Raw genomic sequence first — 26522 nt, forward strand, 5'->3', positions numbered from 1 at the left:
CAATAATGACTAATCGAGGGTACGCTTTATTTCAATCGTTTCGAATACTTCGATTTGGTCACCAGCGCGAACATCGTTATAGTTCTTAACACCAATACCACATTCGTAGCCATTCTTCGCCTCTTGCACATCATCTTTGAAACGACGTAGCGATTCTAGTTCACCTTCGTATATCACTACGTTTTCACGTAGAACACGGATAGGTGCATTACGTTTGATAACACCCTCGGTAACCATACAACCAGCGATAGCACCTAGTTTAGGCGACTTAAACACTTCACGAACTTCAGCAAGACCAATGATTTCTTGTCTGAATTCTGGAGCCAACATACCACCCATCGCTTGTTTAACTTCGTCAATCAATTGGTAAATGATTGAGTAGTAGCGAAGATCTAAGTTTTCATTTTCAATCATACGGCGTGCAGATGCATCAGCACGAACGTTGAAACCTAGGATGATAGCGTTAGATGCAGCGGCTAGAACAGAGTCAGTTTCTGTAATACCACCGACACCTGAACCAACTACGTTCACTTTTACTTCATCAGTAGAAAGTTTAAGTAGTGAATCTGATATCGCTTCGACAGAACCTTGAACATCCGCTTTAAGAACAACATTAAGTTCTGCTACTTCGCCAGCTTCCATATTTGAGAACATGTTCTCTAGTTTCGATTTCTGTTGACGTGCAAGTTTCACGTCGCGGAATTTACCTTGACGATAGTTGGCAACTTCACGTGCTTTACGCTCATCACGTACAACCGTGGCTTCATCACCTGAAGCAGGAACACCCGACAGACCGATAACTTCAACAGGAATTGACGGACCTGCTGTAGTGATTTCTTTACCATTTTCGTCGCGCATTGCACGAACACGGCCATACTCTTGACCACAAAGTAAGATATCACCTTTATTCAAAGTACCTGATTGAACAAGTACCGTTGCAACTGGACCGCGCCCTTTATCGAGACGAGATTCAACAACAACACCAGACGCCATACCATCAGCAACAGCAGTCAGCTCTAGAACTTCAGATTGAAGAAGAATCGTTTCCAATAAACCTTCAATGTTCGTTCCTTGTTTAGCAGAGATGTGAGCAAACATGTTTTCGCCGCCCCACTCCTCAGGAATAACATTATATTGAGCAAGCTCATTCTTAACGTTATCTGGGTTTGCGCCTTCTTTGTCGATCTTATTCACAGCAACAATAAGAGGTACGCCAGCCGCTTTCGCATGCTGAATCGCTTCTACTGTTTGAGGCATAACGCCATCATCTGCAGCAACAACAAGTACAACGATATCCGTCGCTTGAGCACCACGAGCACGCATTGCGGTAAACGCGGCGTGTCCAGGGGTATCCAAGAAGGTAATCATTCCGTTGTCGGTTTCAACGTGATAAGCACCAATATGTTGTGTAATACCACCCGCTTCGCCAGATGCAACGTGGGCTTTACGGATATAATCCAATGTTGATGTTTTACCGTGGTCAACGTGACCCATGATAGTAACAACCGGTGCACGTGGCACCGCGTGTTCTGTTCCATCACGATCAGAGAGAATCGCTTCTTCAAGTTCATTCTCTTTACGTAGAATCACTTTATGACCCATTTCTTCAGCCACTAGAGCCGCTGTTTCTTGGTCAATAACTTGATTTATCGTTGCCATTGCACCCATTTTCATCATCACTTTGATGACTTCAGAGCTTTTCACTGACATTTTATTCGCCAGTTCAGACACAACGACGGTTTCACCTATCACAACGTCTTGCTTAGCAACCGTTGCTGATTTATCAAAACCATGTTGTTGCATTGACGTTGGTTTAGCCAACTTACCTTTACGGCCTCTGCCACGTTGGTTACGACCACCGCGATTTTGCGCTTCGTTGCTCTCAGGTGCTTTTTTCTTACGCTTACGACGGCTAGTAGGACCAGGCGCAGCCGCTTGACGATCCGCTTCATCTTCGGCTTCACGAGCATGAGTTGAAGTAGTGACATGGTAGTCAGTCGTCTCTTCCTGAGCTTTCTTCTTCTTCTCTTCTTCCGTCCAGCGTTCTTGATTGTCTTCAGCCAACTTACGAGCGTCTTCAAGTAATTGAAGAGCTATAGCTTCTGCTTTCTTTTTCGCTTCTTCGTCTTGACGAATTCTCAAATTATCGGCTTCTTTTTGAGCTGCGTCTTGTTTTGCTTTTTCTTCTGGATTCATTTTTTGCTCTGCTTCGCGCTTAGCTTTTGTTTCGGCTTCTCGTTTCGCTTTTACTTCCGCTTCAGCTTCACGCTTAGCTTTAGCTTCTACTTCACGTTTTGCCGCTTCTTCTGCGTCGCGTTGAGCCGTTTCTTTAGCTTCACGTTTTGCCATTTCTTCTGCTTCACGTGTTGCTGCTTCATCTGCTTCGCGTTGAGCTTCTTCATCAACTGCGCTGCGTTTAACGTAAGTACGTTTTTTACGTACTTCAACTTTCACGTCTTTGCTCTTACCGCCAGTCGCTGCAATACTTAGTGTGCTGTGCGTTTTACGTTGTAAAGTTAAACGTGTTGGTTCTGCTTCACCAGAAGTGTCACCGTGTTCTTTCTTAAGGTGAGTAAGAAGATGTGACTTCTCCTCATCAGAAACATTGTCGTTGCTGGTCTTTTTCATACCGGCATCAGCAAGTTGTTCTAACAAGCGATCAACCGGTGTACCGATTTCATCACTCAGTGCTTTAACTGTTAGTTGCGTCATTGCGCTACCTCCTTGCTGAAATTAATCTTCGTCGCTAAACCAACAGATGTTACGTGCAGCCATAATTAATTCGCCTGCTCGTTCTTCTGTTAGACCTTCGATACCTTCTAGGTCATCGATGCCTTGTTCAGCTAAATCTTCTAGTGTTGCAACGCCTTTGGCTGCAAACTTAAATGCCAATTCACGTTCTAGACCTTCGAGACCTAATAGGTCCTCTGCTGGTTCTAGACCATCGAATGACTCTTCTTGTGCAAGAGCTAACGTTGTTAACGCATCTTTAGCGCGGCCACGTAACTCTTCAACGATCTCTTCATTCAGACCGTCCACTTCTAATAATTCATTAACGGGTACGTAAGCCACTTCTTCTAAAGTTGAGAAGCCTTCTTCAACTAGCATCTCTGCGAACTCTTGTTCTATATCAAGATACTTCATGAAGCTTTCGATAGAAGCTACTGATTCTTCTTGGTGCTTCTTCTGTAACTCTTCGACCGTCATTACGTTCAATTCCCAACCAGATAATTGGGAAGCTAAACGCACATTCTGACCATTACGACCAATCGCTTGTGCGAGGTTATCGGCTTCAACAGCGATATCCATTGCGTGAGCATCTTCATCAACAATAATCGATGCAACATCAGCTGGCGCCATTGCGTTAATAACAAATTGTGCCGGATTATCATCCCAAAGCACGATATCGATACGCTCACCGCCAAGTTCACTAGATACAGCTTGAACACGAGCGCCACGCATACCTACACACGCACCCACAGGGTCGATGCGGCGATCGTTTGTCTTCACTGCGATCTTGGCTCGAGAGCCAGGATCACGTGCAGCCGCTTTAAGTTCAATCAACTCTTCAGCAATTTCTGGCACTTCAATACGAAAAAGCTCAGTCAACATCTCAGGTTTTGAGCGACTAATGAACAACTGGAATCCGCGTGCTTCTGGTCGCACTGAATATAGAAGGCCACGAATACGATCGCCTGGACGGAAGTTTTCACGTGGAAGTTGGTCATCACGCATGATTACCGCTTCTGCGTTGCTACCTAAATCAATAATAATTGATTCACGATTTACCTTTTTGACTACACCTGTAACCAGTTCACCTTCGTTATCGATAAACTGTTCAACAACTTGGGCACGCTCAGCTTCACGTACTTTCTGTACGATAACTTGCTTAGCCGTTTGTGTAGTAATACGGTCAAATGTAACGGATTCGATATCATCTTCGATGTAATCGCCCAGCTCAATTGTTTCGTCCTCGTATTGCGCTGCTTCAATAGAGATTTCTTTAGTTGGACTCTCTACTTCTGCAACCGCCATCCAACGACGGAAAGTACCAAAATTACCAGTTTTACGGTCGATTTCGACACGAACTTCAATCTCCAGTTCGTGTTTTTTCTTCGTGGCTGTCGCTAATGCAATTTCTAACGCTTCAAAAATACGCTCACGAGGAACCGCTTTTTCGTTAGAAACAGCTTCAACAACTGCTAAAATTTCTCTGTTCATTAATCTAGCCTCTCAAACAGTTCTCTCTAGGAGAACTAAAATTTAGGGATCAGGTTAGCTTTAGAAATATTGCTTAATGCAAATTCTTCAGTTTGTTCTTCAGCGATGATAGTTATCAATTCACCGTCAACTGCTTGAATAACACCTTTCCATTTACGGCGGTTACCCATAGCCATTTTGAGAACAATATTGACCTCGTGACCAATAAATTGTTGGTAATGCTCTGTTTTAAAAAGTGGTCTCTCCAAGCCAGGAGAAGATACTTCCAAGCTATACGCTACCGAGATTGGATCTTCGACATCTAGCACCGCACTTACCTGACGGCTTACTTCAGCACAATCATCAACATTAATGCCGTTTTCACTATCAATATAAATACGTAAAGTTGAGTGTTCGCCTGCGCGAATAAACTCGAGACCGACTAATTCGTAACCTGACGCTCCTACAGGAGACTCAAGCATTTCAGTTAGTTGCCTTTCTAAACCAGTCATTTAACCACTCCAGAAACAAAAAAAGGGCTCAGAGCCCAATCTAAACCCCAAGCAATAACACTGTATTTCGACCTAATTGGCGAAGTACAGATAATAAAAAACCCCGAAAAAGTCGGGGTTTATTATTGCTGGACCCTGATAATACTAAATAATAACCAAAAATAATTATTATTCAGTTCATAGTTAATGTGACTCTGTAAATCGCCATTAACTATGAAAACTTATAAATCAGACTCAGTGAGTATTGGTTGCGGGGGCCGGATTTGAACCGACGACCTTCGGGTTATGAGCCCGACGAGCTACCAAACTGCTCCACCCCGCGTCCGACTGTCGAGCATTATACGCTCAACAGATTGATTTACAAGTTACATCAACCTAATCCTGACATTACTATCAATCTTAAATTAATGGTGCCGAGAGAGGGACTTGAACCCTCACACCCTAAGGCACTAGCACCTCATGCTAGCGTGTCTACCAATTTCACCATCTCGGCATTTAAAGCTTATGCGTCTTAAAAAACAATCAATACATTAATAACGATTGTCATTTTAAAACAATTACTTATTGAGGAATTTCGTCGCCACTTTTCTCAGCGGGAATTTCACTCGGTACGTCTGCAGCTTCTTCTTGGATTATTTGACCTTGTGTAGGATCAATCCATTGAGACTCAGTTTGATGTGTTGCCATGTTACCAAACATCAGAGCTACAGCGAAAAATACAGTTGCACATATTGCAGTCATTCGGGTTAGGAAACTTCCTGAGCCACCAGCACCAAACACTGTGTTTGAAGCACCGGCACCGAAAGATGCTCCCATATCTGCGCCTTTACCTTGTTGAATCAAAACAAGACCAATTACACCAGCCGCTGCCAACAGGTAAACCACAAGTAATATAGTAGTCATTTTTCCACCTATGTTACTATTTGCCTAACTAGCAACGCCCATAATAATTAAAGGCAAAGCTAACGACCTCCGGTATCGAAGGCCGAGCAATACTATAGGATTGGTATTAGGCTGACAAGTAAAAATTTACACTTAAATTCTAAGTGGTTAATTAAGCGTCAAAGCTCGACCTAACCGCATCGGCAATCTTTAGCGCAGACGACTTCACGAGTTTTTCGTCTTCACCCTCAACCATCACACGAATTAACGGTTCGGTACCAGATTTTCTTAAAAGAACTCGCCCTTTTGAACCCAGTTCTTGTTCCACTTCTTTCGTTGCATTGATAACCGCTGACGCTTCTAATGGATTAGAATTACCGCTGAATCGTACATTTTCCAATACTTGAGGATAAAGCGTCATACCTTCAGTCAATTCCTTAAGTGACATTTCGCTGCCTATTAGCGATGCTAAAACCTGTAACCCAGCGACAATAGCATCACCAGTGGTGACTTTATCAAGCAATATGACATGTCCGGAGTTTTCGGCACCGATAGACCAACCTTTTTCCTGTAGTTGCTCCATAACGTACCTATCACCAACAGCCGCACGAACAAAGGGTATGCCTAGTTGCTTGAGGCCGTTCTCCATACCAAGGTTTGTCATTAATGTACCAACCACGCCACCTTTCAACTCACCACGTCGCAAGGCATCACGGGCGATGATATAGGCTATTTGATCACCATCCACCTTATTACCTTCGTGATCGACCATAATTATACGATCACCATCACCATCAAAAGCTAAACCTAAATCTGCTTTTTCTTCCACTACTCGTTTCTGAAGCGCTCTGACATCGGTCGCACCGACCTCAGCATTAATATTGGTACCGTTAGGTTCAACCCCTATTGTTATGATTTCTGCGCCTAACTCTTTAAACACTGAAGGTGCAATATGATACGTTGCACCATTTGCACAATCCAAAACGATTTTAAGGGCGGTTAAATTAAGATTTTTCGGAAAAGTACTTTTGCAGAACTCAATATATCGTCCTGCAGCATCAACAAGTCGAGCGGCTTTACCGAGTTCAGCAGACTCCACGCAAACAAGTTCTTTATCTAATTCAGCTTCAATTGCCAACTCAACGTCATCAGGCAACTTCATCCCCTCAGAAGAGAAGAACTTTATGCCATTATCATAATATGGATTATGAGATGCAGAAATAACGATACCCGCTTCAGCACGAAAAGTCTGAGTTAGATACGCGATCGCTGGTGTAGGCATTGGCCCAGTTAGCGTTGCATTTAACCCAGCAGCAGCAAGTCCTGCTTCTAATGCAGATTCAAGCATGTATCCAGATATTCGAGGGTCTTTACCAATAATAACCTGTTTAGTGCCCTGCTTAGCGAGAACTCGTCCAGCAGCCCAACCTAGTTTTAGTATAAAATCCGGCGTAATCGGGAACTGACCAACTTTGCCACGTACACCATCGGTACCAAAATAACGTCTTTCTGACATAGGGAATTTCCTACTTAAATAGTTTTATATTCATTGAGACATTGAACAACCTTTAATGCATCCAACGTCTCTTCAAAATCATGCACTCGTATAATTTGTGCACCTTTTAATGCTGCGAGTGTTGCACAAGCAACACTCGCAGCTACCGTCTCCGACGGTGGTTTATTTAGCACATTAAACAACATGGATTTCCTAGACATACCAACGAGTAATGGAAAGCCAAATTGGTGAAAATTATCTAATTTATCAAGCAATTGGTAATTATGCTGTAACGATTTGCCAAATCCGAAACCAGGATCTAAAATAATTCTGCTTTTATCAATGCCAGCATTTTCACAAGCTGCTATTCGGCCTACCAAAAAATCTTCTATATCTAAAAAAAGGTCGCTATATAGAGGGTTTGACTGCATCGTTCGAGGCTGTCCTTGCATATGCATAAGACAAATAGGCACATCAAACTGAGCGGCTACTTCAAGTGCTCCAGGCTCGCCCAACGCACGGACATCGTTGATAATGTCGGCTCCAGCGTCTATCGCTTGGTGCATCACCTCGGCTTTGCTCGTATCAATTGAGATCCAGATGTTTGAACGTTTCCGTATTGCCTTAATGACAGGAATCGTTCTTGAGAGCTCTTCTTGTAGAGTAACGTCAGGTGCCCCTGGACGAGTTGACTCACCACCGATATCAATGATAGCAACACCCGCCTTGATCATTTTTTCAGCACGAGCTAAAGCATCGTTAATATTGTTGTAGTTTCCACCGTCAGAAAATGAATCAGGGGTCACATTTAATATTCCCATCACCTTGGAAATATCTAGGTTAAGCTCTTTATCGTTGGATTTTAATTTCATCATTAGGCATATTGAATATACAAAAAGACCCCGATTATATCGAGGTCTTGATTTTATTTATTCAGAAATCACTCAGATTTGTCGTCTTTCTCAACATCACTTTGATCTTCTGTTTTCGCTTCAGGCGAATCGTCTGCCGGTTTTTCTGGTGACGTTTCTTTCTTCGCACTTCCACTCAGTACTGCTTTTGCTTCATCACGCGATTTTTTTACTAGATCTGCAGAGTCAGTCGTCCAACCTTGAGGTTCTCGTATTTCGTCTTTGCGCGCCATTAAGTCATCAAGCTGTCCAGCATCAATGGTTTCATATTTCATCAACGCATCTTTCATAGAATGCATGATATCCATATTTTCTTCCAAAATCTTCTGAGCGTGTTTGTAGTTCTTATCGATAATGATACGAATCTCATCATCAATTAACTTAGCGGTATCATCAGACATGTGTTTCGTCTGTGTGACACTACGACCAAGGAATACTTCACCTTCTTCTTCTGCGTACAAAAGAGGACCCAGTTTTTCAGAGAAACCCCATTGAGTCACCATCTTGCGTGCGATATCAGTTGCACGTTCAATGTCATTTGAAGCACCTGTTGATACTTTATCCGCACCGTAAATGATCTCTTCAGCGAGACGTCCACCATACAGAGTCGCAATCGATGACTCTAATTGCAAACGAGACATGCTGATACGATCTTGTTCTGGTAAGAACATCGTCACACCTAGTGCACGACCACGTGGGATAATAGATACCTTATAAACAGGATCATGATCTGGCACTAAAAGACCGACAATTGCGTGACCTGCTTCATGGTAAGCCGTCGATTCTTTTGACTCTTCAGACATAACCATTGAGTGACGCGCCGCGCCCATCATGATCTTATCTTTCGCGAGTTCAAACTCAACCATAGACACATTACGCTTATTACCACGAGCAGCGAAAAGTGCCGCTTCGTTCACAAGGTTGGCTAAATCTGCGCCAGAAAAACCAGGCGTACCACGAGCGATAAGCGAAGGTTCTACATCATCAGATAAAGGGACTTTACGCATATGTACTTTTAAAATCTGCTCACGACCACGTACGTCAGGAAGACCAACCATAACTTGGCGGTCAAAACGTCCAGGGCGTAATAAAGCCGGATCAAGTACATCTGGGCGGTTTGTTGCTGCAATGACGATGATACCTTCATTACCTTCAAAGCCATCCATCTCAACAAGCATTTGGTTTAGTGTTTGTTCTCGTTCATCATGTCCACCACCAACACCTGCGCCACGTTGACGACCTACGGCATCGATTTCATCGATGAAAATGATACAAGGTGCTGCTTTCTTTGCCTGTTCAAACATGTCACGCACACGAGATGCACCAACACCAACAAACATTTCAACAAAATCTGAACCTGAGATAGTAAAGAACGGTACTTTGGCTTCGCCTGCAATAGCTTTTGCCAAGAGCGTCTTACCTGTACCAGGAGGACCAACCAACAACACACCCGTTGGTATTTTACCGCCTAGTTTTTGGAATCGACTTGGATCACGTAAGTAATCCACTAATTCTTTCACATCTTCCTTGGCTTCGTCACAACCTGCAACGTCGCCAAATGTGGTTTTGATTTGCTCTTCGCTCATCATACGAGCTTTACTCTTGCCAAAGGACATCGCGCCTTTGCCACCGCCGCCTTGCATTTGACGCATGAAAAATATCCACACACCAATAAGCAGGATCATCGGGAACCAAGAGATAAAGATAGAACCAAGCAAACTTTGCTCTTCAGGTGGAGAACCCTGAACCTTTACGTTTTGATTTATGAGGTCATCAAGCAACTTATTATCATAGAAAGGCATATAAGTAACGTTGCGAGAGTTATCGCTACGATAGAATACGATTTCTTGATTATTAAAGGTTGCTTCACGAACTTGGCCTTGTCCCACTTCTTGTACGAACGTGGTGTAATCCACCGTTCTGCCGTTACTTTCACTAGGTCCAAAACTCTGGAATACCGACATCAAGACAACAGCGATTACCAGCCATAGAATTAAATTTTTTGCCATGTCACTCAAGGTGGCAGCCTCTCGATAACTAATTGTAATTAAAAGTAGAGTACTACAGATCGTTGTCCGTAGCTACAGCGCGTTAGTTAGCCTTTATAACCAGTGGCTACTATATAGACCTCTCGAGAACGAGCTCTCGATGAGTCTGGTTTTCTTATTCTCACGACTTTAAATATGTCGCGTACATCTTTCACGTATTGGTCAAAGCCTTCACCTTGGAATACTTTAACAACAAAGCTACCATTAGGAGCAAGAACCTGTCGGCACATATCAAGTGCAAGCTCTACTAAATACATAGCTCTTGGTTGATCAACTGACAAATTTCCCGCCATATTAGGCGCCATGTCTGACATAACCACATCAACCATATTCGGTTGAATTTTTGCTAAAAGTGCCTCTAATACTGCATCTTCTCTAAAGTCACCTTGTAAAAAATTCACTCCGGCAATGGAATCCATTGGCAAAATATCACACGCAATTACTTGTCCTGCATCACCAACAACTTTGGTCGCATACTGTGACCATCCTCCTGGAGCCGCACCCAAGTCTACAACAGACATGCCTTGTTTAAGCAATTTGTCTTTTTCTTGAATCGCTTCAATCTTAAATATAGCACGTGAACGATAACCTTTTTTCTTTGCCTCGTTGACATATTTATCATCAAGGTGTTCTTTAAGCCAACGTCCAGAACTTGCTGAAAGTTTCGATTTACTCATTCTATTCCTAGTAAATTTCGACAAATAACCAAATAAGTATGGTAGAAAAATTAGTCTTCGTGATTAGATGGCGTTAAAATACGGTTTTTCAACCCCGAATCCGCTTAACTTTCAAAAATTATCATGCAATTTTTTAATCTTTTGAAACTTGAGCACTTTTAACTACTAACATAATTGGCCGCGTAATGAATCTAAGCACCAAGCAAAAACAGCACCTTAAAGGCCTAGCACACAACTTAAAACCAGTTGTGCTAATGGGCGCGAACGGATTGACCGAGGCTGTTCTGGCGGAAATAGAACTGGCCCTTGATCACCACGAATTAATCAAAATTAAAGTTGCATCAGAAGATAGAGACACCAAGGAACTCATTATTGAAGCAATTATTCGTGAAACTAAGGCCGAAAAAGTACAAGGCATAGGTAAAGTTTTAGTTATTTATCGCCAATCTGAACAACGAAAAATTGAGATACCTAGAAAGTAAGTAATGAATTATTCTGTTACAGAATAATAAAAAAGGTCGCATTTAAAGCGACCTTTTTTACATCTCGAACTCATTACTCGTCTAGACGTATAGTACTTTATCGATTTCGTAGTCCTTATCTCCACCAGGGGTAGAAATAATCACTTCATCACCTTCCAACTTACCAATGAGACCACGTGCGATTGGTGAGGTTACAGAAATGCGACCAGCCTTAATATTCGCTTCATCTTCGCCGACAATTTGATACGTGGATTCTTCTTCTGTATCTAAATCAATTAAGGTCACTGTAGTGCCGAAGATGATTTTACCCGTATTATCCATTTTAGTGACGTCGATAACTTGAGCTACCGATAGCTTGTATTCAATATCTCTAATCTGAGCCTCACAGATACCTTGCTCTTCTCGGGCTGCGTGATATTCAGCGTTTTCTTTTAAATCACCTAATTCACGAGCCTCTGCGATTGCAGCCGATATAAGTGGACGACGTTTTAATAATATTTCTAGTTCTTCACGTAGTTTTTTTTCACCACGTAGAGTCATTGGGACTTTTTCCATTTTAAACCTCTAAGACCAAAGTCAGCTTTGGACAATACAAACCCGCTCAACAAGTGCTGAGTGGGTTTAAAAACGAATTGATTTTGATTAGTGTAAACAAAGATTAATGATTAATCATCTATATTCACGTTTTGTATCACAAAAACAAACCTGAACCGCAACTTTATGCTTTTTTACTCATTTCATTTCAAATCAATAACTAAAAAAATCTAAAAAACATCAATATACCCATAATTTCAAACCATCAGAAAGACAATATAAAACCCTAAAAATTAAATACTTAGACTTAAGAAAACAGCGTTCAATTGTGTTTTTTATATAATTTTACTAACGAGTCACGGAACTTTCGCTGTACAAATTGTTCACGAGGAAACACAACACCTTGAAGTCTATATAAAGAGTTTAGGCAATTTCGGGTGCTGTATTAGTCCGTGTTTAAACCAAAAAATTATTTACCCCTTAGATAATTTGGCAGATTAGGAATGATCCACATGAACAAGAAAATTTTAGTTTTGGCAGTATCCGCAGCAACTTTGTCAACAGGCGCTTTTGCTTCAGCTGACGGCAAGCAAGCTGGTTCTATAGACGGAACAACCGTATATAGTTCAAATGGTAACAGCTTAGAAATAGGTGGTCGTGCAGAAGCGCGTATGTCTATTAAAGATGGTACTGCTGATGACAAATCTCGTGTACGTTTAAACTTCTTAGGTAAAACTCAAATCACCGACGATTTTTATGGTGTCGGTTTCTATGAAGGTGAATTCGTTACTTCTGATGCTGGTGCTTCTACTGATTCAAACAGTGATAGCATAACTAACCGTTATGCATACGCTGGATTTGGTGGCACATTTGGTGAAATCACCTACGGTAAAAATGATGGAGCTCTTGGAGTCATCACAGATTTCACTGATATCATGGCATATCACGGTAACAGCGCTGCTGACAAAATAAATGCAGCAGACCGTGCAGATAACATGGTTTCGTATAAAGGCGCATTTTCTGATTTAGCAGTAAAAGCAAGCTATCGCTTTGCTGATTCTCAAGATGACAACGTAAATGGCGGTTATACAGACAATGGTCAAGACGGCTATTCTCTATCTGCTATTTATAGTGTTGCTGATACTGGCCTTGCTTTGGGTGCTGGTTACGCAGATCAAGATAAAAACAATGAATACATGCTTGCTGCATCATACAAAATTGGCGCTTTCTATGCCGCGACTACGTTTACCGACGGAGAGAAAGATTTTGATGGCGCTCAATATAGTGGCTCAAGCAACTTCTCTGGCGTTCAAGACTACACAGGTTACGAACTCGCTGCTGCATACAAAATGAATCAAGTTGTATTCACAACTACATACAACAACGCAGAAACTGGTAGCCACACATCAGCTGACAACGTAGCAGTAGACGCAACCTATTACTTCAAGCCTAACTTCCGTACGTACATCTCTTACAACTTCAACCTATTGGACAAAAATGACCAACTAGGTACTGGTACAGTTGGTGAGCGTGGTGCAGAAGATGAAATCGCACTAGGTCTTCGCTACGATTTCTAATTCATTATTGGATTAAAAAAGTTGATTACTTAGAAAACGCCTGCTTTTGATAGCGGGCGTTTTTTTTATTCTATATACTCAATTTTCTTCGATTTACCCCACTAGGTAACTATGCGCACTATTATCACACTTATATGTGTAGGATTCTCAAGTTACCTATTCGGATACGCTCCTATAGACACCTTACCCCAAGGCAGTCGCGTTAGCTTATTGGTAAACAATTCCGTTGGTTCACCTTTATCTATCAACTCAGACCAACTTTTCCCACCAGCCAGTACTTTGAAAATAATTACTGCGTTAGCAGCAAAATTGGAACTCGGTGATGATTTCAGATTCAAAACCCAATTAGAGTCAAAAGACAACGACATTATTGTTCGCTTCTCTGGTGACCCAACGCTAACAACAAAAAATTTAGAGGCTTTATTTAAACGATTGTCCCAACAAGGGATAAGTACTATAAAAGGAAATATCTGGCTTAATAATGGTATTTTTACTGGATACGAAAGAGCCGTTGGTTGGCCATGGGATATCTTAGGCGTCTGTTATAGCGCTCCTTCTAGCGCAATAACCCTCGACGGAAACTGCGTACAAGCATCTATCTATACGAATGTAGATGGAACGACTCGAGTTTACGTACCAGAGCACCAGCCTATTACTGTGCAAACGACGGCCATTACCGTTTCCAAAGAAGAACAAAAAGAGAAGCAGTGCCAATTAGAATTGCTGACCTCAGATAACAATACCTATCACCTTTCTGGTTGTTTAATGACAATGAAAAAGCCTTTACCACTAAAATTTGCAGTACAAGATTCACAGGCTTACACAGAGTCCGTTATACGGAGATTACTGGCTAAGCATCATATTTCATTCCATGGTCAGATCTCTAAACACAATGGCATACAAGGGAAAATCGTTGCATCCCATGCATCAATTCCCTTAAATGAAATGTTGGATACCATGCTAAAAAAATCATCCAATCTAATTGCAGACAATATTACTAAAACGCTCGGTGCTCGATTCTATTCTCAAGCGGGTAGTTTTAATAATGGCACTGAAGCAATTAAACAGATCATATTCTCTAACAGTGGCATAGATTTAAGCGACGCTCAATTAGCGGATGGATCTGGTTTATCTAGAAACAATCGAATCACAGCTCACGACATGAGTAGAGTACTGAATTATATTTGGAAGAATGACTCAACCCTTAATTTAATGACAATGCTGCCAATATCGGGTAAGACTGGCACTTTAAAATACAGAAAAAGCATGCAAAAACCGCCTATAAAAGGATACATGCAAGCGAAAAGTGGTTCCGTATATGGCACCTATAATATGGCTGGATATGTGTTAGATGAGAATGGCCGACCAAAATCAATCTTTGTTCAGTTTATTAGTGACTACTTTCCAAATAAAAAGGAGAAGGAATCTAAATCACTCCCCTCTGTATATCAGTTTGAACAGGCCTTCTATCGAGATCTGATTAAGCAATCCCCAAAAAGTAGTTCACTACCGTAAAATAGATCCACATCCCAGATATATCAACGATAGAAGCAAGCACCGGGCTCACCAATACTGCAGGGTCCAACTTACACGCTCTCGCCAATATCGGAAGTAATCCTCCCAATGTCGTCGATATAGTCACCTGAATAAACAGCGCAATCGCAATCGCTAGCGCGATAATATTGATATCGAACTCTCCCGTTGCTCCAGGATCACTGTAAAGTAAAACACGAGCAACAATGACCAACGCGATGACCATCGCTAAGCAAACGGCTATACGACTTTCTTTCAAAAAAACCTTAAACCACTGTCGTTTTTTTAGTTCACCCGTCGCTAACGCTCTAATCACTAGTGTTGCCGCTTGCGAACCTGTATTCCCTCCTGCTGCGGCAATGACAGGCATATATATCGCTAGCAATACCAATTGACCTAACGTGTCCTCATATCGCGAGATAATAAGGCCCGATACGATACCCAATAAGGCAAGCATCACTATCCATCCCACACGTTGTTTTACATGGTCCAAAACACCAGTAGATAGGTAACCTTTCGTGGGTTCAGCCTCCGAGCGTATAAAGCCTAATTGGTGAGCATAGTGCCGTGCTTGCTTATCAAAGCCCTGAAATTCGAGCTGCTGAATTAAATGTTGCACATAGCCAACGCTGCAGTGTTTAAGGATCCCCACCGCTTCCTCTATTGGCATAATAGTCAGAAAATGAATTTGTTGGTCTTGTTCATATTGCAAAAAAGCATTTCTCGCAGCCCCTATTTCTATGAATGAAAAAGGGCTATTTTTTTCTATATATTCATGGTTTGTTACCGTCATGGCGAATCTCCCGATTAGCTGACGACCATCATTGTCACCGTTCAACAAAAACCAAACACAAGAGTGCCTTATCGATTTTAGAGCGGTAATTTAAGTAATATCTGAAGAAAAATAGAGAGGAAGGATGAAACAAAAGATCGCCTACTGTTGAGTAGGAATGAAGAATGCCAATACCGTCGCGGTTATTTTTCTCCCTTGATACTAGGAGGATGGTCGATATTGTTCATATAAATCTCCAAAGTTACTGCAATTTGCAGCGAGCGCATTCTATCACTATCGGACTTATTTTCACGTCAGTTTAATGTAAAAAAGGCGCTATAAAAGCGCCTCTGTATAATGATTATCGAATAATCATTAGTTCAATGTAATACGGGCAAATTTACGCTTACCTACTTGATATACTGCTGTTCCTATTTCGGGAATCAGTTTCGTATCTTCTATTTTATCCCCATCAATCTTTGCAGCACCTTGCCGAATCATTCGCATAGCATCTGATGTTGAGTTCACTAAACCCGCTTCTTTCAGCAAATTACCAATGGCAATACCTGACTCAAATTCAAACTCTGGCATTTCATTTGGCATCGCTCCTTTTTGGAAGCGATTAATAAATTCCTGTTCCGCTGCATCAGCGTCAGCCTCAGTATGGAAACGAGCAATAATCTCTTTCGCAAGTAGAATTTTAATATCGCGAGGATTCTTACCAGTTTCAACATCGGTTTTAAACTGCTCAATTTCTGCCAATGGACGAAAGGATAGTAACTCGTAGTAACTCCACATAAGAACATCAGAAATAGACATGATTTTACCAAACATATCATTAGGCGCATCACTCACACCGATGTAGTTATGAGCTGATTTGGACATCTTCTTCTCACCATCAAGACCAACAAGAAGAGGCATAGTAAGCACACACTGAGGTTTCTGACCATTTGCCTTTTGCAGTTCACGCCCCATTAACAAGTTAAACTTTTGGTCCGTACCACCTAATTCGACATCCGTTTCCATCGCGACAGAGTCGTATCCTTGAAGAAGTGGATACATAAATTCATGGATTGCGATTGGTTGATTGTTCGAATAACGTTTTTTAAAGTCGTCTCGCTCTAACATACGTGCGACGGTTTGATTTGCGGCCAAGCGAATCATCCCTTCAGCACCAAGCTCTGATAACCATTCTGAGTTAAACTGAATTTTGGTCTTCTCAGGATCTAGTATCTTAAATACTTGTTGTTTATACGTTTCTGCGTTTGCTAACACATCTTCACGAGTCAGCGGTGGTCGCGTTGTATTTTTACCTGATGGGTCACCAACCATACCAGTAAAATCGCCAATCAAAAATGTGACTTCATGCCCCAACTCTTGAAACTGACGTAATTTATTTAATATAACGGTGTGTCCTAAATGAATATCAGGTGCCGTTGGATCTGCGCCTAACTTAATACGTAAAGGACGATTCTCTTTCAGTTTTGCAATCAGTTCTTCTTCCGGTAAAAGTTCATCAATACCGCGCTTTATCTCAGCCAATGCTGCTTCTATACTCGCCATTCTTGTTAACTCCCACAGATTTGGCAAAAATTAATAGTTGCACAGTTTACTTGAATAGCTATGTATTTTGAAACCAGTTAAACTCAGTATTGACGAATTTCACCAAATTTAATAATTATCTACCATGCTTTCTACTTTTTTTCGACTTCCGATTATCCATCGCGCCCTGATTTTACTTTTTTCAGCGCTAATTACCGTTGTTATTTTTCTTCCTGATAGCGAAGATCTAACTAAAAACCAAAATACTTTAGAAATTGGTCGACACTATCCCCTCGCCATATCTCTCGAAACATTAGAAACAAATAACAGTATTCTGCCTGAATCAGTCGTTCGCTGGGAGAAATATAAAATAGCCTCAGGTGAAAGCGCCGCTAAGTTATTCAATAGAATTGGATTATCGGCACAGCTACTACACAAACTTATCTCTAGTGATACAGAAATCAACAAACAGCTTTCTCGCCTTCGTGTGGGTGAAGAACTCACATTTGGTTTTGATGAAAACCACGAGTTATTGCAGATAAAACGAGTTATTACTCCATTTGAAATCTTTCGCATAAGTAAAGCTGATGTCGGATATAAAGCAGCATTCGAAACAAAAACCGTTAATATTCAGTTTAATTACACTGAAGCTGAAATCAGCTCAAATTTCTGGAACGCAGCACTTTCTGCCGACCTCACGCCCAATCAAATAATGGAACTTGCAGGTATTTTTGGTTGGGATATAGATTTTTCCCTTGATATTCGTTCGGGAGACAGTTTTAGAGTCCTCTATGAAGAAAAAATGGTCGAAGGAGAAAAAATGGGACGCGGGCGAATTATTGCTGCCATATTTTCTAATCAAGGCGAAACGTTTAAGGCAATACTTGACGACAACACAGGCAACTATTACGACGAAAACGGCAGGGCGATGAAAAAGGCATTTTTACGTTCTCCAATAGATTTTAGACGGGTAACATCCAACTTTAACCCAAGAAGACGCCACCCTGTCACAGGTAAAGTGGTTGCTCACCGAGGGACAGATTATTCAGCTCCAGTAGGAACACCTATATGGGCGGCCGGTGACGGCGTAGTGGAAAAATCTGGCTATAATCAGTACAACGGCAACTATGTATTTATACGCCACAGCAACACTTATATTACCAAATACTTACATATGACACGTCGTTATGTTAAAACCGGCCAGCGAGTTAAACAGGGACAATCCGTCGGAACATTAGGTAGTACAGGGCGTGTAACTGGTCCTCATCTTCATTACGAGTTCCTTGTTAACGGCGTTCACAAAAATCCAAGAACCGTCAAGTTGCCTCAATCAAAATCGCTTAAAGGGCAAGCAAAGACAGAGTTTATGACCAACGCGAAAGACAGGCTCTCAAAGTTAGAACGATACGGACAGCTCCTGTTTGCCAATCAGAGCTAACACAACACATTGACAATTATCGCCTTTAATATCACTAAAAAACGAATGAAAAAGGCAGCTAAAATTCTCAATAAAAAGCCCTCTATTCAAAATACATAGAGGGCTTTTTAATCATCTAGATCTTAACTCAAAAAAGCTTAACCGCGATGAATCGCATCGTTAGCTTGCTTAAGAAGGTTCTGACTTTCAGTCATAAATTGTTGTGAATAATCACCAAACCAATCACTCACCTTCTCAAAGCTTTCAACAAATGTGGCTTTATCATGACCTTCAAGTACTTTGATCGCTTCACCGAAGCTAGTATGAAAACGCTTAATCATCTCTATATTTTCTTCTGATGATAAAATAATATCACCGTATAGATTTGGATCTTGAGCAAACAGTCTACCCACCATAGCGAGTTCCAAACGATAGATAGGTGAACTCAACTGTAACAACATATCTATGTTAGGGTTTTCACGACTTAAATGGAGACCATATGCAAACGAAGTAAAGTGACGCAAAGCTTGAATTAACGTCATTCCATGGTCATGCTCTTTTGCATCGATATTGCATAAGCTGGCACCCCAAATACCAAATTGCTTTAACAACCATTGGTATTTCTCACTACCGCGACCATCACAATAAACAATAACCTGTTTTGCCAAGCTTGGTACATCAGGTCCAAACATTGGGTGCAAACCAACCACTGGGCCAGCGTGAACACTCAGCATTTTTTCTAATGGTTTAGATTTTATCGAGGTTAAATCACAAAGAATGCAGTCACTAGGTAGCGTGTTTAATTTCTCTATAACGCCCGTTGTTAAATGAATAGGCACGGTAACAACGACTAAACCAGCATTATGTAACAGATCGTCAGCATTATCCCAATCTTTACTACCTAACACTTTCACTTGATACCCAGAAAGTGTAAACATACGGCCGAACAAACTACCTAATTGGCCATTACCACCAATAATAACCACAGGGCCCAACGAAGGAGCTAAGCATTTGAAACCAGAATCTTTTTCACTAGCATATGATTCTCGCATTGTTCTGCGTAGGATGTCTTCAATTAGCTGCGGTGGAATACCACGCTTCTCTGCTTCTTGTCGACGAGAAGCAAGCATTGCCGCTTCTCTGTCTGGGGCATAGATAGGCAAACCGTGTTCACTTTTGACTTCTCCCACCTTTTCGACAAGAGAAAGACGACGAACCAGAAGATCAATCATCTGCTTATCTACTTCATCAATTTGATCACGTAACTCATTTAACTCAACTGCCATCAAATTTGCCTTTATCTGTATTTACTAAATAAAAATGAAGCAACTAAAAGCCGCTCCACTGTTTGGTAACAATTATTCGTCACTTCAACTCTTAAATCAGTGACTCATCACTTAACACTATCTTGTAAGAATGGCACCAACTCTTTATGTGCATTACGTAATAGTGCCTCAGTTGATTGCCAATTAATACACGCATCTGTAATAGAAACCCCGTACTCCATCTGCTTTAATGGTATATCAGACGGCTGATTCCCTTCGTTCAAATGACTTTCTATCATTAATCCTATGATGGATTTATTACCTTCGCGTATTTGAGAAATTGCATCTTCAGCGACCAAAAGCTGGCGACGATAGTCTTTACGTGAGTTAGCGTGACTACAATCTATCATTAAAGCTGCATCAAGGTCATATTTGGCTAACTCACCTTCACACTCAGCAACAGAAACCGAATCATAATTCGTTTGCTTACCTCCACGCAAAATCACATGGCCATTGCTATTTCCTTGCGTAGTCAGAAGCGCGACCTGCCCTTCTGTATTAATTCCCATAAAACGGTGACTAGAAGAAGCTGCCTGCATCGCATTGATCGCTGTCGATAGACTACCGTCGGTGCCATTCTTAAATCCAATAGGCATAGAAAGCCCACTTGCCATTTCACGGTGAGTTTGGGATTCAGTAGTTCGAGCACCTATCGCTGCCCAACTGAATGTGTCAGAAAGATATTGAGGACTAATTGGGTCCAATGCTTCCGTCGCTAAAGGGATGTCCATTTCAGCCAAATCAACCAATAACTTACGGCCCACATGCAACCCATGCTCAATATCAAAGGTCCCATCTAATTGAGGATCATTTATTAACCCCTTCCAACCAACCGTCGTACGTGGCTTTTCGAAGTAAACACGCATAACGATGTATATCTGATCCTTAAGTTCTGCAGAAAGTGCTTTTAGGCGTTTAGCGTATTCCATCGCAGCATCTACATCATGAATAGAACATGGACCGCAAACAACCAATAAACGATGGTCCTTCTTGTGTATAATGTTTGAAATCGTCTGACGAGATTCCTGGATAAACTGTCTTGCGTTATCGCTAAGAGGCAGTTTCTGTTTTAACTCATTAGGTGTGATTAAAACCTGTTCATCACTGATGTTGATATTGCTTAATGTGCTTTTTTTCATCTTCTTTTCCGTAAATAATTTTTTACACTTAGTTTCGTCAGTGATTCGTAACAGCCAACTTAATGCTTAATTTACCAGTATTAATAAAACTTTCAAGTGTAAATAAATAAAAACATTTTGTGTAAATAAAAATTTACACACCATCAGCCAACACCAAGTGTTATAAATACGATCTAGGTTCTACGCAATTTACCTAATCTCGCATAATATGGCATTGCAATAACTTCTACTGGGCAAAACATATGGAATTGATTCTCTCGTTGTTACAACAAATGTGCGTATATCTTGTTTTGGCTTATATGCTCAGTAAAACACCCGTATTTTTACCTCTACTTAATATATCAAACCGTCTTGAAAACAAGCTTAACTGTTACGTGATTTTCTCACTATTTTGTATAATGGGAACCTACTTCGGGCTGCAAATTAATGATGCCATCGCTAACACTCGTGCAATCGGTGCTGTCATGGGTGGCATTTTTGGCGGACCTATTGTTGGTTTTGCAGTGGGCTTCACTGGAGGTATACATCGCTATACCTTAGGTGGTTTTACTGACATCGCGTGCGCGATATCAACAACGGCCGAGGGGGTAATTGGTGGTGTACTTCATAGTTACCTAATAAAAAGAAATAAGCAGGAACAACTGTTTAATCCTAGCGTCGTTTTTTCTATCACTCTCTTCGCTGAAATCATTCAGATGTTCATTCTTCTTATTGTGGCAAAACCTTTTGATCAAGCTTATACCCTCGTCTCCGCCATCGCGGCACCTATGATTATTGCCAACTCAATTGGTGCAGCACTTTTTATGAGTATTCTACAAGACAGAAAAACCATTTTCGAAAAATATTCAGCTACCTTTTCCCGAAGAGCTCTTAATATTGCGGAACGATCTGTCGGTATTTTGAATTCAGGGTTTAATTCTAAAAATGCGGCACGAATTGTACGAATTGTTTATGAAGAAACGAATGTGGGGGCAGTCGCAATAACGGATACAAATAAAATACTGGCGTTTGTCGGTATTGGGGATGACCATCATAAACCAAACACCCCTATTTCGTCTCAATGTACATTGGATGCCATTGAAAAAAATGACATCATTTACTTGAATGGTAAAGACAACCCTTATCAATGTTCTATTTCCGAAAACTGCAAATTGGGGTCTGCACTCATTATTCCTTTACGGGCTGGAGATAAGGTTGTTGGAACAATAAAGCTCTACGAGCCCAAGCGAAAACTATTCTCTACTATCAATATGTCCATGGCTGAAGGAATCGCTCAACTGCTTTCAAGCCAAATTCTTTATGGTGACTATCAACAACAACAGATGTTGTTATCTCAGTCTGAAATAAAGCTTCTCCACGCTCAAGTTAACCCTCATTTTTTATTCAACGCACTCAACACAATTAGTGCTGTTATTCGTAAAAACCCTGACAAGGCAAGAGAGCTTATTCAACATCTTTCTCATTTTTTCCGCAGTAATCTTAAACAAAATATAGAAACGGTTAGCTTAAAAGAGGAGTTAGCTCACGTAAATGCCTATCTAACTATCGAGAAGGCACGCTTCAGTGATCGATTAGAAGTAGAGATGAATATTAGCTCTGAATTACAGGATAGAAAAGTACCGAGTTTTACGCTACAACCTCTTGTTGAAAACGCGATTAAGCATGGTGTGTCCCACATGTTAGAAGGTGGAAAAGTTAAGATTTACAGTCAATGTAACGACATGGGCTGTGAAATAATTGTTGAAGATAACGCTGGAAGCTACCTAGAACCAAGGAAAGATCATAAAGGTTTAGGTATGCAAATTGTGAGCAAGCGCTTATCTAATTACTTTGGCCGTGACGGGGAGCTAAAAACTCACGTCGAAAAAGACCAAATAACACGAATGAGCTTTATCATTCCTAATGAGAAATAACACAATAAGGGATCATAATGCTTACTGCATTAGTTATCGATGACGAACAGCTTGCTCGCGAAGAACTCACAAACTTATTGCATGACACGAATAACATTGAAGTCATAGATCAAGCCAGCAATGCAATTGAAGGGCTGAAAAAGATCAATGTATTGAAACCTGACGTTATTTTCTTAGACATTCAGATGCCTCAAATATCAGGCATTGAACTGCTTGCAATGCTTGATCCCGATACCATGCCAATGGTTGTATTTGTTACTGCTTTTGATCAATACGCCATTCAAGCATTTGAAGACAATGCATTTGATTACCTGTTAAAGCCTATCGAAATAAAACGACTAGAAAAGACAGTTTGTCGTTTAATAAAACAACATAACAAACAAATTGAAACACAAGATTTGTCTATACTTGCCCCCGCATCATTGGAACAAGTCCCATGTATCGGCTTAAATAGAATCATGATTATTCCAACTCGAGACGTCGAGTATGCGTTCAGTGATATCAGCGGTGTACATATCCGAAGCGCAGACCAAATCGCATCCAGTCAGTTGACATTAAAGGTATTAGAGGAGAAGACCGATCTCCTTCGATGCCATCGACAGTACTTAATCAACACTAAGGCCATCAAAGAAATAAAATTATTAGAAAATGGCTTAGCCGAAATTATAACGCGAAATGATTATCCCGTTCCGGTTAGCCGTCGATACCTAAAATCACTAAAAGAGAAATTAGGTATCGTCTAAATCATCTAGATCTTAGATTAACAATGAGTTAACCAACGACTCTTTTCATTGCTTCACTAGCCTCAACCCACTCCCTCGATCGCTTTAGATCTGACAATGTAAAGCTTTGCTTCTTAAACAACGTTTCTGCTATTGGGATCTGTACTATTGGTAATCTGTCTAAAATTTCCACACTACGGTTACGATTATTACAAAGTAACAACATGTCACAACCAGCGGTTAGCGCTTGCTCTGCTCGTTCTGCTGCACTACCCATTACCGACGCCCCTTCCATATTCAAATCGTCCGAAAAGATCACACCTGAAAAGCCTAATTTTTTACGCAAAACCTCTTGCAGCCAATACTTAGAACCACTTGCAGGTTCTGAATCATAATGAGGGTAGATAACATGAGCGGGCATCATTGCATCTAAAATACCAGCCTCGATCTGAGCTTTAAAAATAGCCATATCGGTTTCAAAAATAGTATCTCTATGGTCATAAGGCGTCTCCAAGTGAGAATCAGCAATAACACCACCGTGCCCGGGGAAATGCTTTCCAGTGGTTGCCATGCCCACCAGTTTCATCCCCTTCATGTAGGCTGTGCTATTCTTCAATATAGTGTGGATGTCATTACCGAATGCTCGACTTCTTATCGCTTTGCATTCATGTCCTTTATCCAAAACAGGAGCAAAGCTAAGATCTATGTTATGCGCTATCAATTCTGCCGCCATCAACCAACCTGCTTGATAAGCTAATTTCTCACTATTCCCATACTGTGAGAGTGCTTGCGCCGAAGGAATAAGGGTAAAACCTTGGCGAAATCGCTGAACCAAGCCTCCTTCTTGATCTACACCAATAAGGGCGCGACCTTTACTTACTTTTCGGATGTCATCACACAGAGCCAATAACTGTTCATTATCGTGGAAATTTCTAGAGAATAATATTAACCCACCTACCGTTGGGTGTTGCAGGATCTCCCTATCTTCTGCGTCTAGCTCATATCCTGAGATATCTATCCAAAGTGGCCCCATCTATAATCTCCCGAAAATGTTGATGTACAATCAAAAAATGATTATAACCTTAAGTACCTTAGATATAATCAATTTCCAATACGTTATCTAAACAATTCACTTTCTACTGAGGGTAGTCATTTTTATGAATAAAAAAGAACTCTATATTGGCGTCATGTCAGGAACCAGCCTAGATGGTATTGATACTGCCTTAGTAGAAATTGACGATAATGAAACGACACTCATTGATTTTGATTGCTATGCCATACCCGAACATATAAAAAAAAGCATTCTCAGCTTCGCAACAGGACAGTCTACCGACATTGTTACCATAGGACAGCTCGAGACATCGCTCGGTATTTTATATGCCGATGCCGTGATACAACTTTTAAACAAGACCGGAACCAACGCTTCAGATGTCGTCGCAATTGGTAACCATGGCCAAACGGTATACCATCAACCCATTGGCGACAATCCATTTACCATGCAACTTGGCGATGCCAACATCATATCGGCTAAAACAGGTATTACGACTATTGCCGACTTCAGACGTAAAGATATGGCGCTTGGTGGGCAAGGCGCACCTTTAGTTCCTGCTTTTCATCGAACAATATTTCAACCAACTCATTCTACCGTGGTGGTTTTAAATATTGGTGGAATCGCCAACATCTCAGTACTTAGGCCAAACATGCCCACCATCGGTTATGATACTGGTCCAGGAAATATGTTATTAGACGCTTGGATATATGAGCAGACAGGTAAGAAGTTTGACGAAGATGGATTATATGCAGCGTCTGGAAAAATCATACCTAAATTACTAAAGCGTCTATGCACCGAAGATTATTTCTCACGAAGCGCCCCTAAAAGCACTGGACGAGAGCTTTTTAATCTAGCTTGGCTAACCGAGATACTCGAGCAGTTTGATAGCCCATTTCGACCACAAGATGTTCAAGCCACGCTTACAGAATTTACCGCCGTCACTATATGTCAGGAAATAGAAAATCATACGATAGGAACCAATCCAGAGTTACTGGTATGTGGTGGTGGGGCAAGCAACCCTTTGTTAATGCAGAAACTCAATACTTATCTACCTGCTTGGGCGGTTAGCACTACGGATGATAAAGGAGTAAGCAGTGATTATATGGAAGCCATCGCATTTGCTTGGTTGGCTTATCGACGAGTAAAAGGATTGCCAAGCAATTTACCGGACGTAACCGGGGCCTCTAGATACGCATCTTTAGGTGTTATCTACCCATCTGAGTAATAGGAGTACTCTAATGACCAATGAAGCACAGATCTCTGCCTTATCGCAATTGATATCGGAAGGGCGATCACCCCTTCCCGGTATCTACTAATAGCAAACCATTAACATGCGAATATGTTTTAGTTTGACTCGTTCCAACCTCTTTGCCACTCCATGCGAAACCGCTGAGACTCTTCAGTACCTTCACATACACCTTCATAGTATTGTCCAGAAAGGCCTATTTGGTAAGCAAAATCAGGATTACAGTATTCTTCAACACCTTTAAGGTAACCTTGATCATACTCAGCTTGATTTGCTTGACCTAATTGTTGTAGCTCGCTAAAAGAGCGAGAATGATGTCCTTTAATGCCGTCGGAAAAACCAATTTCGTTCCAATCTCCTTTTTGGGCAAGATCGACATTACTAGATGAACAAGCCACGACCAAAAGTGAAAGTGTAAACACGACCAATTTGTTAAACAGCATCAGAATTCCCTTAATATAAATACACGCAATACAAAAATGGTCTATTTTATCTTGAAAGTCAAACACCTATAATTATAACTAACACTATTTCCTGTTAATTA

Annotated in this window: 22 protein-coding genes and 2 tRNA genes; 7 read left to right on the forward strand and 17 right to left on the reverse strand. The window is 41.1% G+C overall.

Annotated features, from left to right (window positions below; all coding sequences use genetic code 11):
- Positions 1-9: 9 nt before the first annotated feature.
- The 10 genes from infB to rlmE all read right to left on the reverse strand — a co-directional run bounded on the left by infB (position 10) and on the right by rlmE (position 10725).
- Positions 10-2712: a translation initiation factor IF-2 gene (gene infB / locus AACW90_RS06065; RefSeq protein ID WP_390232258.1), complete on the reverse strand. Its 2703-nt coding sequence runs from the start codon at positions 2710-2712 to the stop codon at positions 10-12.
- A 21-nt stretch (positions 2713-2733) separates the two neighbouring features.
- On the reverse strand, positions 2734-4221 hold the full coding sequence (gene nusA / locus AACW90_RS06070; RefSeq protein ID WP_390232261.1) for a transcription termination factor NusA: 1488 nt from the start codon (positions 4219-4221) through the stop codon (positions 2734-2736).
- A 35-nt stretch (positions 4222-4256) separates the two neighbouring features.
- A complete protein-coding gene (gene rimP, locus AACW90_RS06075) occupies positions 4257-4712 on the reverse strand; it encodes a ribosome maturation factor RimP (protein WP_275134698.1) in 456 nt (151 codons plus the stop codon).
- A 245-nt stretch (positions 4713-4957) separates the two neighbouring features.
- A tRNA-Met gene (locus AACW90_RS06080) sits at positions 4958-5034 on the reverse strand.
- A gap of 86 nt (positions 5035-5120) precedes the next feature.
- Positions 5121-5205, reverse strand: a tRNA-Leu gene (locus AACW90_RS06085).
- Between the two features lie 68 nt (positions 5206-5273).
- A complete protein-coding gene (gene secG, locus AACW90_RS06090) occupies positions 5274-5615 on the reverse strand; it encodes a preprotein translocase subunit SecG (protein ID WP_195704206.1) in 342 nt (113 codons plus the stop codon).
- A gap of 151 nt (positions 5616-5766) precedes the next feature.
- A complete protein-coding gene (gene glmM, locus AACW90_RS06095) occupies positions 5767-7110 on the reverse strand; it encodes a phosphoglucosamine mutase (RefSeq protein ID WP_390232265.1) in 1344 nt (447 codons plus the stop codon).
- 14 nt (positions 7111-7124) lie between these two features.
- The gene (folP, locus tag AACW90_RS06100) at positions 7125-7961 is read right to left on the reverse strand and encodes a dihydropteroate synthase (protein ID WP_390232876.1); all 837 of its coding nucleotides are present in this window, start codon (positions 7959-7961) and stop codon (positions 7125-7127) included.
- 68 nt (positions 7962-8029) lie between these two features.
- Positions 8030-10009 carry an ATP-dependent zinc metalloprotease FtsH gene (gene ftsH, locus AACW90_RS06105; RefSeq protein ID WP_390232268.1) on the reverse strand — a complete coding sequence of 660 codons (1980 nt, stop codon included), beginning with the start codon at positions 10007-10009 and terminating at the stop codon, positions 8030-8032.
- Between the two features lie 86 nt (positions 10010-10095).
- Complete coding sequence (gene rlmE / locus AACW90_RS06110; RefSeq protein WP_195704209.1) at positions 10096-10725, reverse strand: 23S rRNA (uridine(2552)-2'-O)-methyltransferase RlmE; 630 nt, start codon at positions 10723-10725, stop codon at positions 10096-10098.
- A 185-nt stretch (positions 10726-10910) separates the two neighbouring features.
- Between rlmE and yhbY the strand changes: the two genes are divergently transcribed.
- The gene (gene yhbY, locus AACW90_RS06115) at positions 10911-11207 is read left to right on the forward strand and encodes a ribosome assembly RNA-binding protein YhbY (protein WP_390232271.1); all 297 of its coding nucleotides are present in this window, start codon (positions 10911-10913) and stop codon (positions 11205-11207) included.
- Positions 11208-11288: 81 nt separating this feature from the next.
- Here yhbY and greA read toward each other — a convergent pair whose 3' ends face one another.
- On the reverse strand, positions 11289-11762 hold the full coding sequence (greA, locus tag AACW90_RS06120) for a transcription elongation factor GreA (protein ID WP_195704211.1): 474 nt from the start codon (positions 11760-11762) through the stop codon (positions 11289-11291).
- A 491-nt stretch (positions 11763-12253) separates the two neighbouring features.
- On the opposite strand from greA, the gene AACW90_RS06125 reads away from it, so the two are divergent.
- Together AACW90_RS06125 and dacB are read left to right on the forward strand one after the other, a co-directional pair.
- Entirely contained in the window at positions 12254-13318 is a 1065-nt protein-coding gene (locus tag AACW90_RS06125) for a porin (RefSeq protein ID WP_347998528.1), read from the forward strand.
- 111 nt (positions 13319-13429) lie between these two features.
- On the forward strand, positions 13430-14833 hold the full coding sequence (dacB, locus tag AACW90_RS06130) for a serine-type D-Ala-D-Ala carboxypeptidase (RefSeq protein WP_390232275.1): 1404 nt from the start codon (positions 13430-13432) through the stop codon (positions 14831-14833).
- Here the strand turns inward: dacB and AACW90_RS06135 are convergent.
- Together AACW90_RS06135 and tyrS are read right to left on the reverse strand one after the other, a co-directional pair.
- A complete protein-coding gene (locus AACW90_RS06135; RefSeq protein ID WP_390232278.1) occupies positions 14799-15644 on the reverse strand; it encodes a magnesium transporter in 846 nt (281 codons plus the stop codon). The genes dacB and AACW90_RS06135 overlap by 35 nt on opposite strands.
- Before the next feature lie 354 nt (positions 15645-15998).
- Positions 15999-17186 (reverse strand): tyrosine--tRNA ligase, encoded by a 1188-nt coding sequence (gene tyrS, locus AACW90_RS06140; RefSeq protein WP_390232281.1) that lies wholly within the window; start codon positions 17184-17186, stop codon positions 15999-16001.
- A 124-nt stretch (positions 17187-17310) separates the two neighbouring features.
- Between tyrS and shyC the strand changes: the two genes are divergently transcribed.
- Positions 17311-18603, forward strand: coding sequence for a peptidoglycan DD-endopeptidase ShyC (shyC, locus tag AACW90_RS06145; RefSeq protein ID WP_390232284.1), 1293 nt, complete (start codon positions 17311-17313; stop codon positions 18601-18603).
- A gap of 137 nt (positions 18604-18740) precedes the next feature.
- Here shyC and tyrA read toward each other — a convergent pair whose 3' ends face one another.
- A complete protein-coding gene (gene tyrA / locus AACW90_RS06150; protein ID WP_390232286.1) occupies positions 18741-19868 on the reverse strand; it encodes a bifunctional chorismate mutase/prephenate dehydrogenase in 1128 nt (375 codons plus the stop codon).
- 107 nt (positions 19869-19975) lie between these two features.
- A complete protein-coding gene (locus AACW90_RS06155; protein ID WP_390232289.1) occupies positions 19976-21046 on the reverse strand; it encodes a 3-deoxy-7-phosphoheptulonate synthase in 1071 nt (356 codons plus the stop codon).
- A 242-nt stretch (positions 21047-21288) separates the two neighbouring features.
- On the opposite strand from AACW90_RS06155, the gene AACW90_RS06160 reads away from it, so the two are divergent.
- The gene (locus tag AACW90_RS06160) at positions 21289-22959 is read left to right on the forward strand and encodes a LytS/YhcK type 5TM receptor domain-containing protein (RefSeq protein WP_390232292.1); all 1671 of its coding nucleotides are present in this window, start codon (positions 21289-21291) and stop codon (positions 22957-22959) included.
- A gap of 17 nt (positions 22960-22976) precedes the next feature.
- Entirely contained in the window at positions 22977-23702 is a 726-nt protein-coding gene (gene btsR / locus AACW90_RS06165; protein ID WP_390232295.1) for a two-component system response regulator BtsR, read from the forward strand.
- Positions 23703-23730: 28 nt separating this feature from the next.
- Here the strand turns inward: btsR and nagZ are convergent, their stop codons facing one another.
- Positions 23731-24714: a beta-N-acetylhexosaminidase gene (gene nagZ / locus AACW90_RS06170; protein WP_390232298.1), complete on the reverse strand. Its 984-nt coding sequence runs from the start codon at positions 24712-24714 to the stop codon at positions 23731-23733.
- 124 nt (positions 24715-24838) lie between these two features.
- Between nagZ and AACW90_RS06175 the strand changes: the two genes are divergently transcribed.
- Entirely contained in the window at positions 24839-25957 is a 1119-nt protein-coding gene (locus AACW90_RS06175; RefSeq protein ID WP_390232300.1) for an anhydro-N-acetylmuramic acid kinase, read from the forward strand.
- A 119-nt stretch (positions 25958-26076) separates the two neighbouring features.
- Here the strand turns inward: AACW90_RS06175 and AACW90_RS06180 are convergent, their stop codons facing one another.
- A complete protein-coding gene (locus AACW90_RS06180; RefSeq protein WP_390232303.1) occupies positions 26077-26421 on the reverse strand; it encodes a DUF2799 domain-containing protein in 345 nt (114 codons plus the stop codon).
- Positions 26422-26522: the final 101 nt, after the last annotated feature.

It is taken from the genome of Vibrio frigidus (assembly GCF_042465995.1).
GTDB lineage: Bacteria > Pseudomonadota > Gammaproteobacteria > Enterobacterales > Vibrionaceae > Vibrio.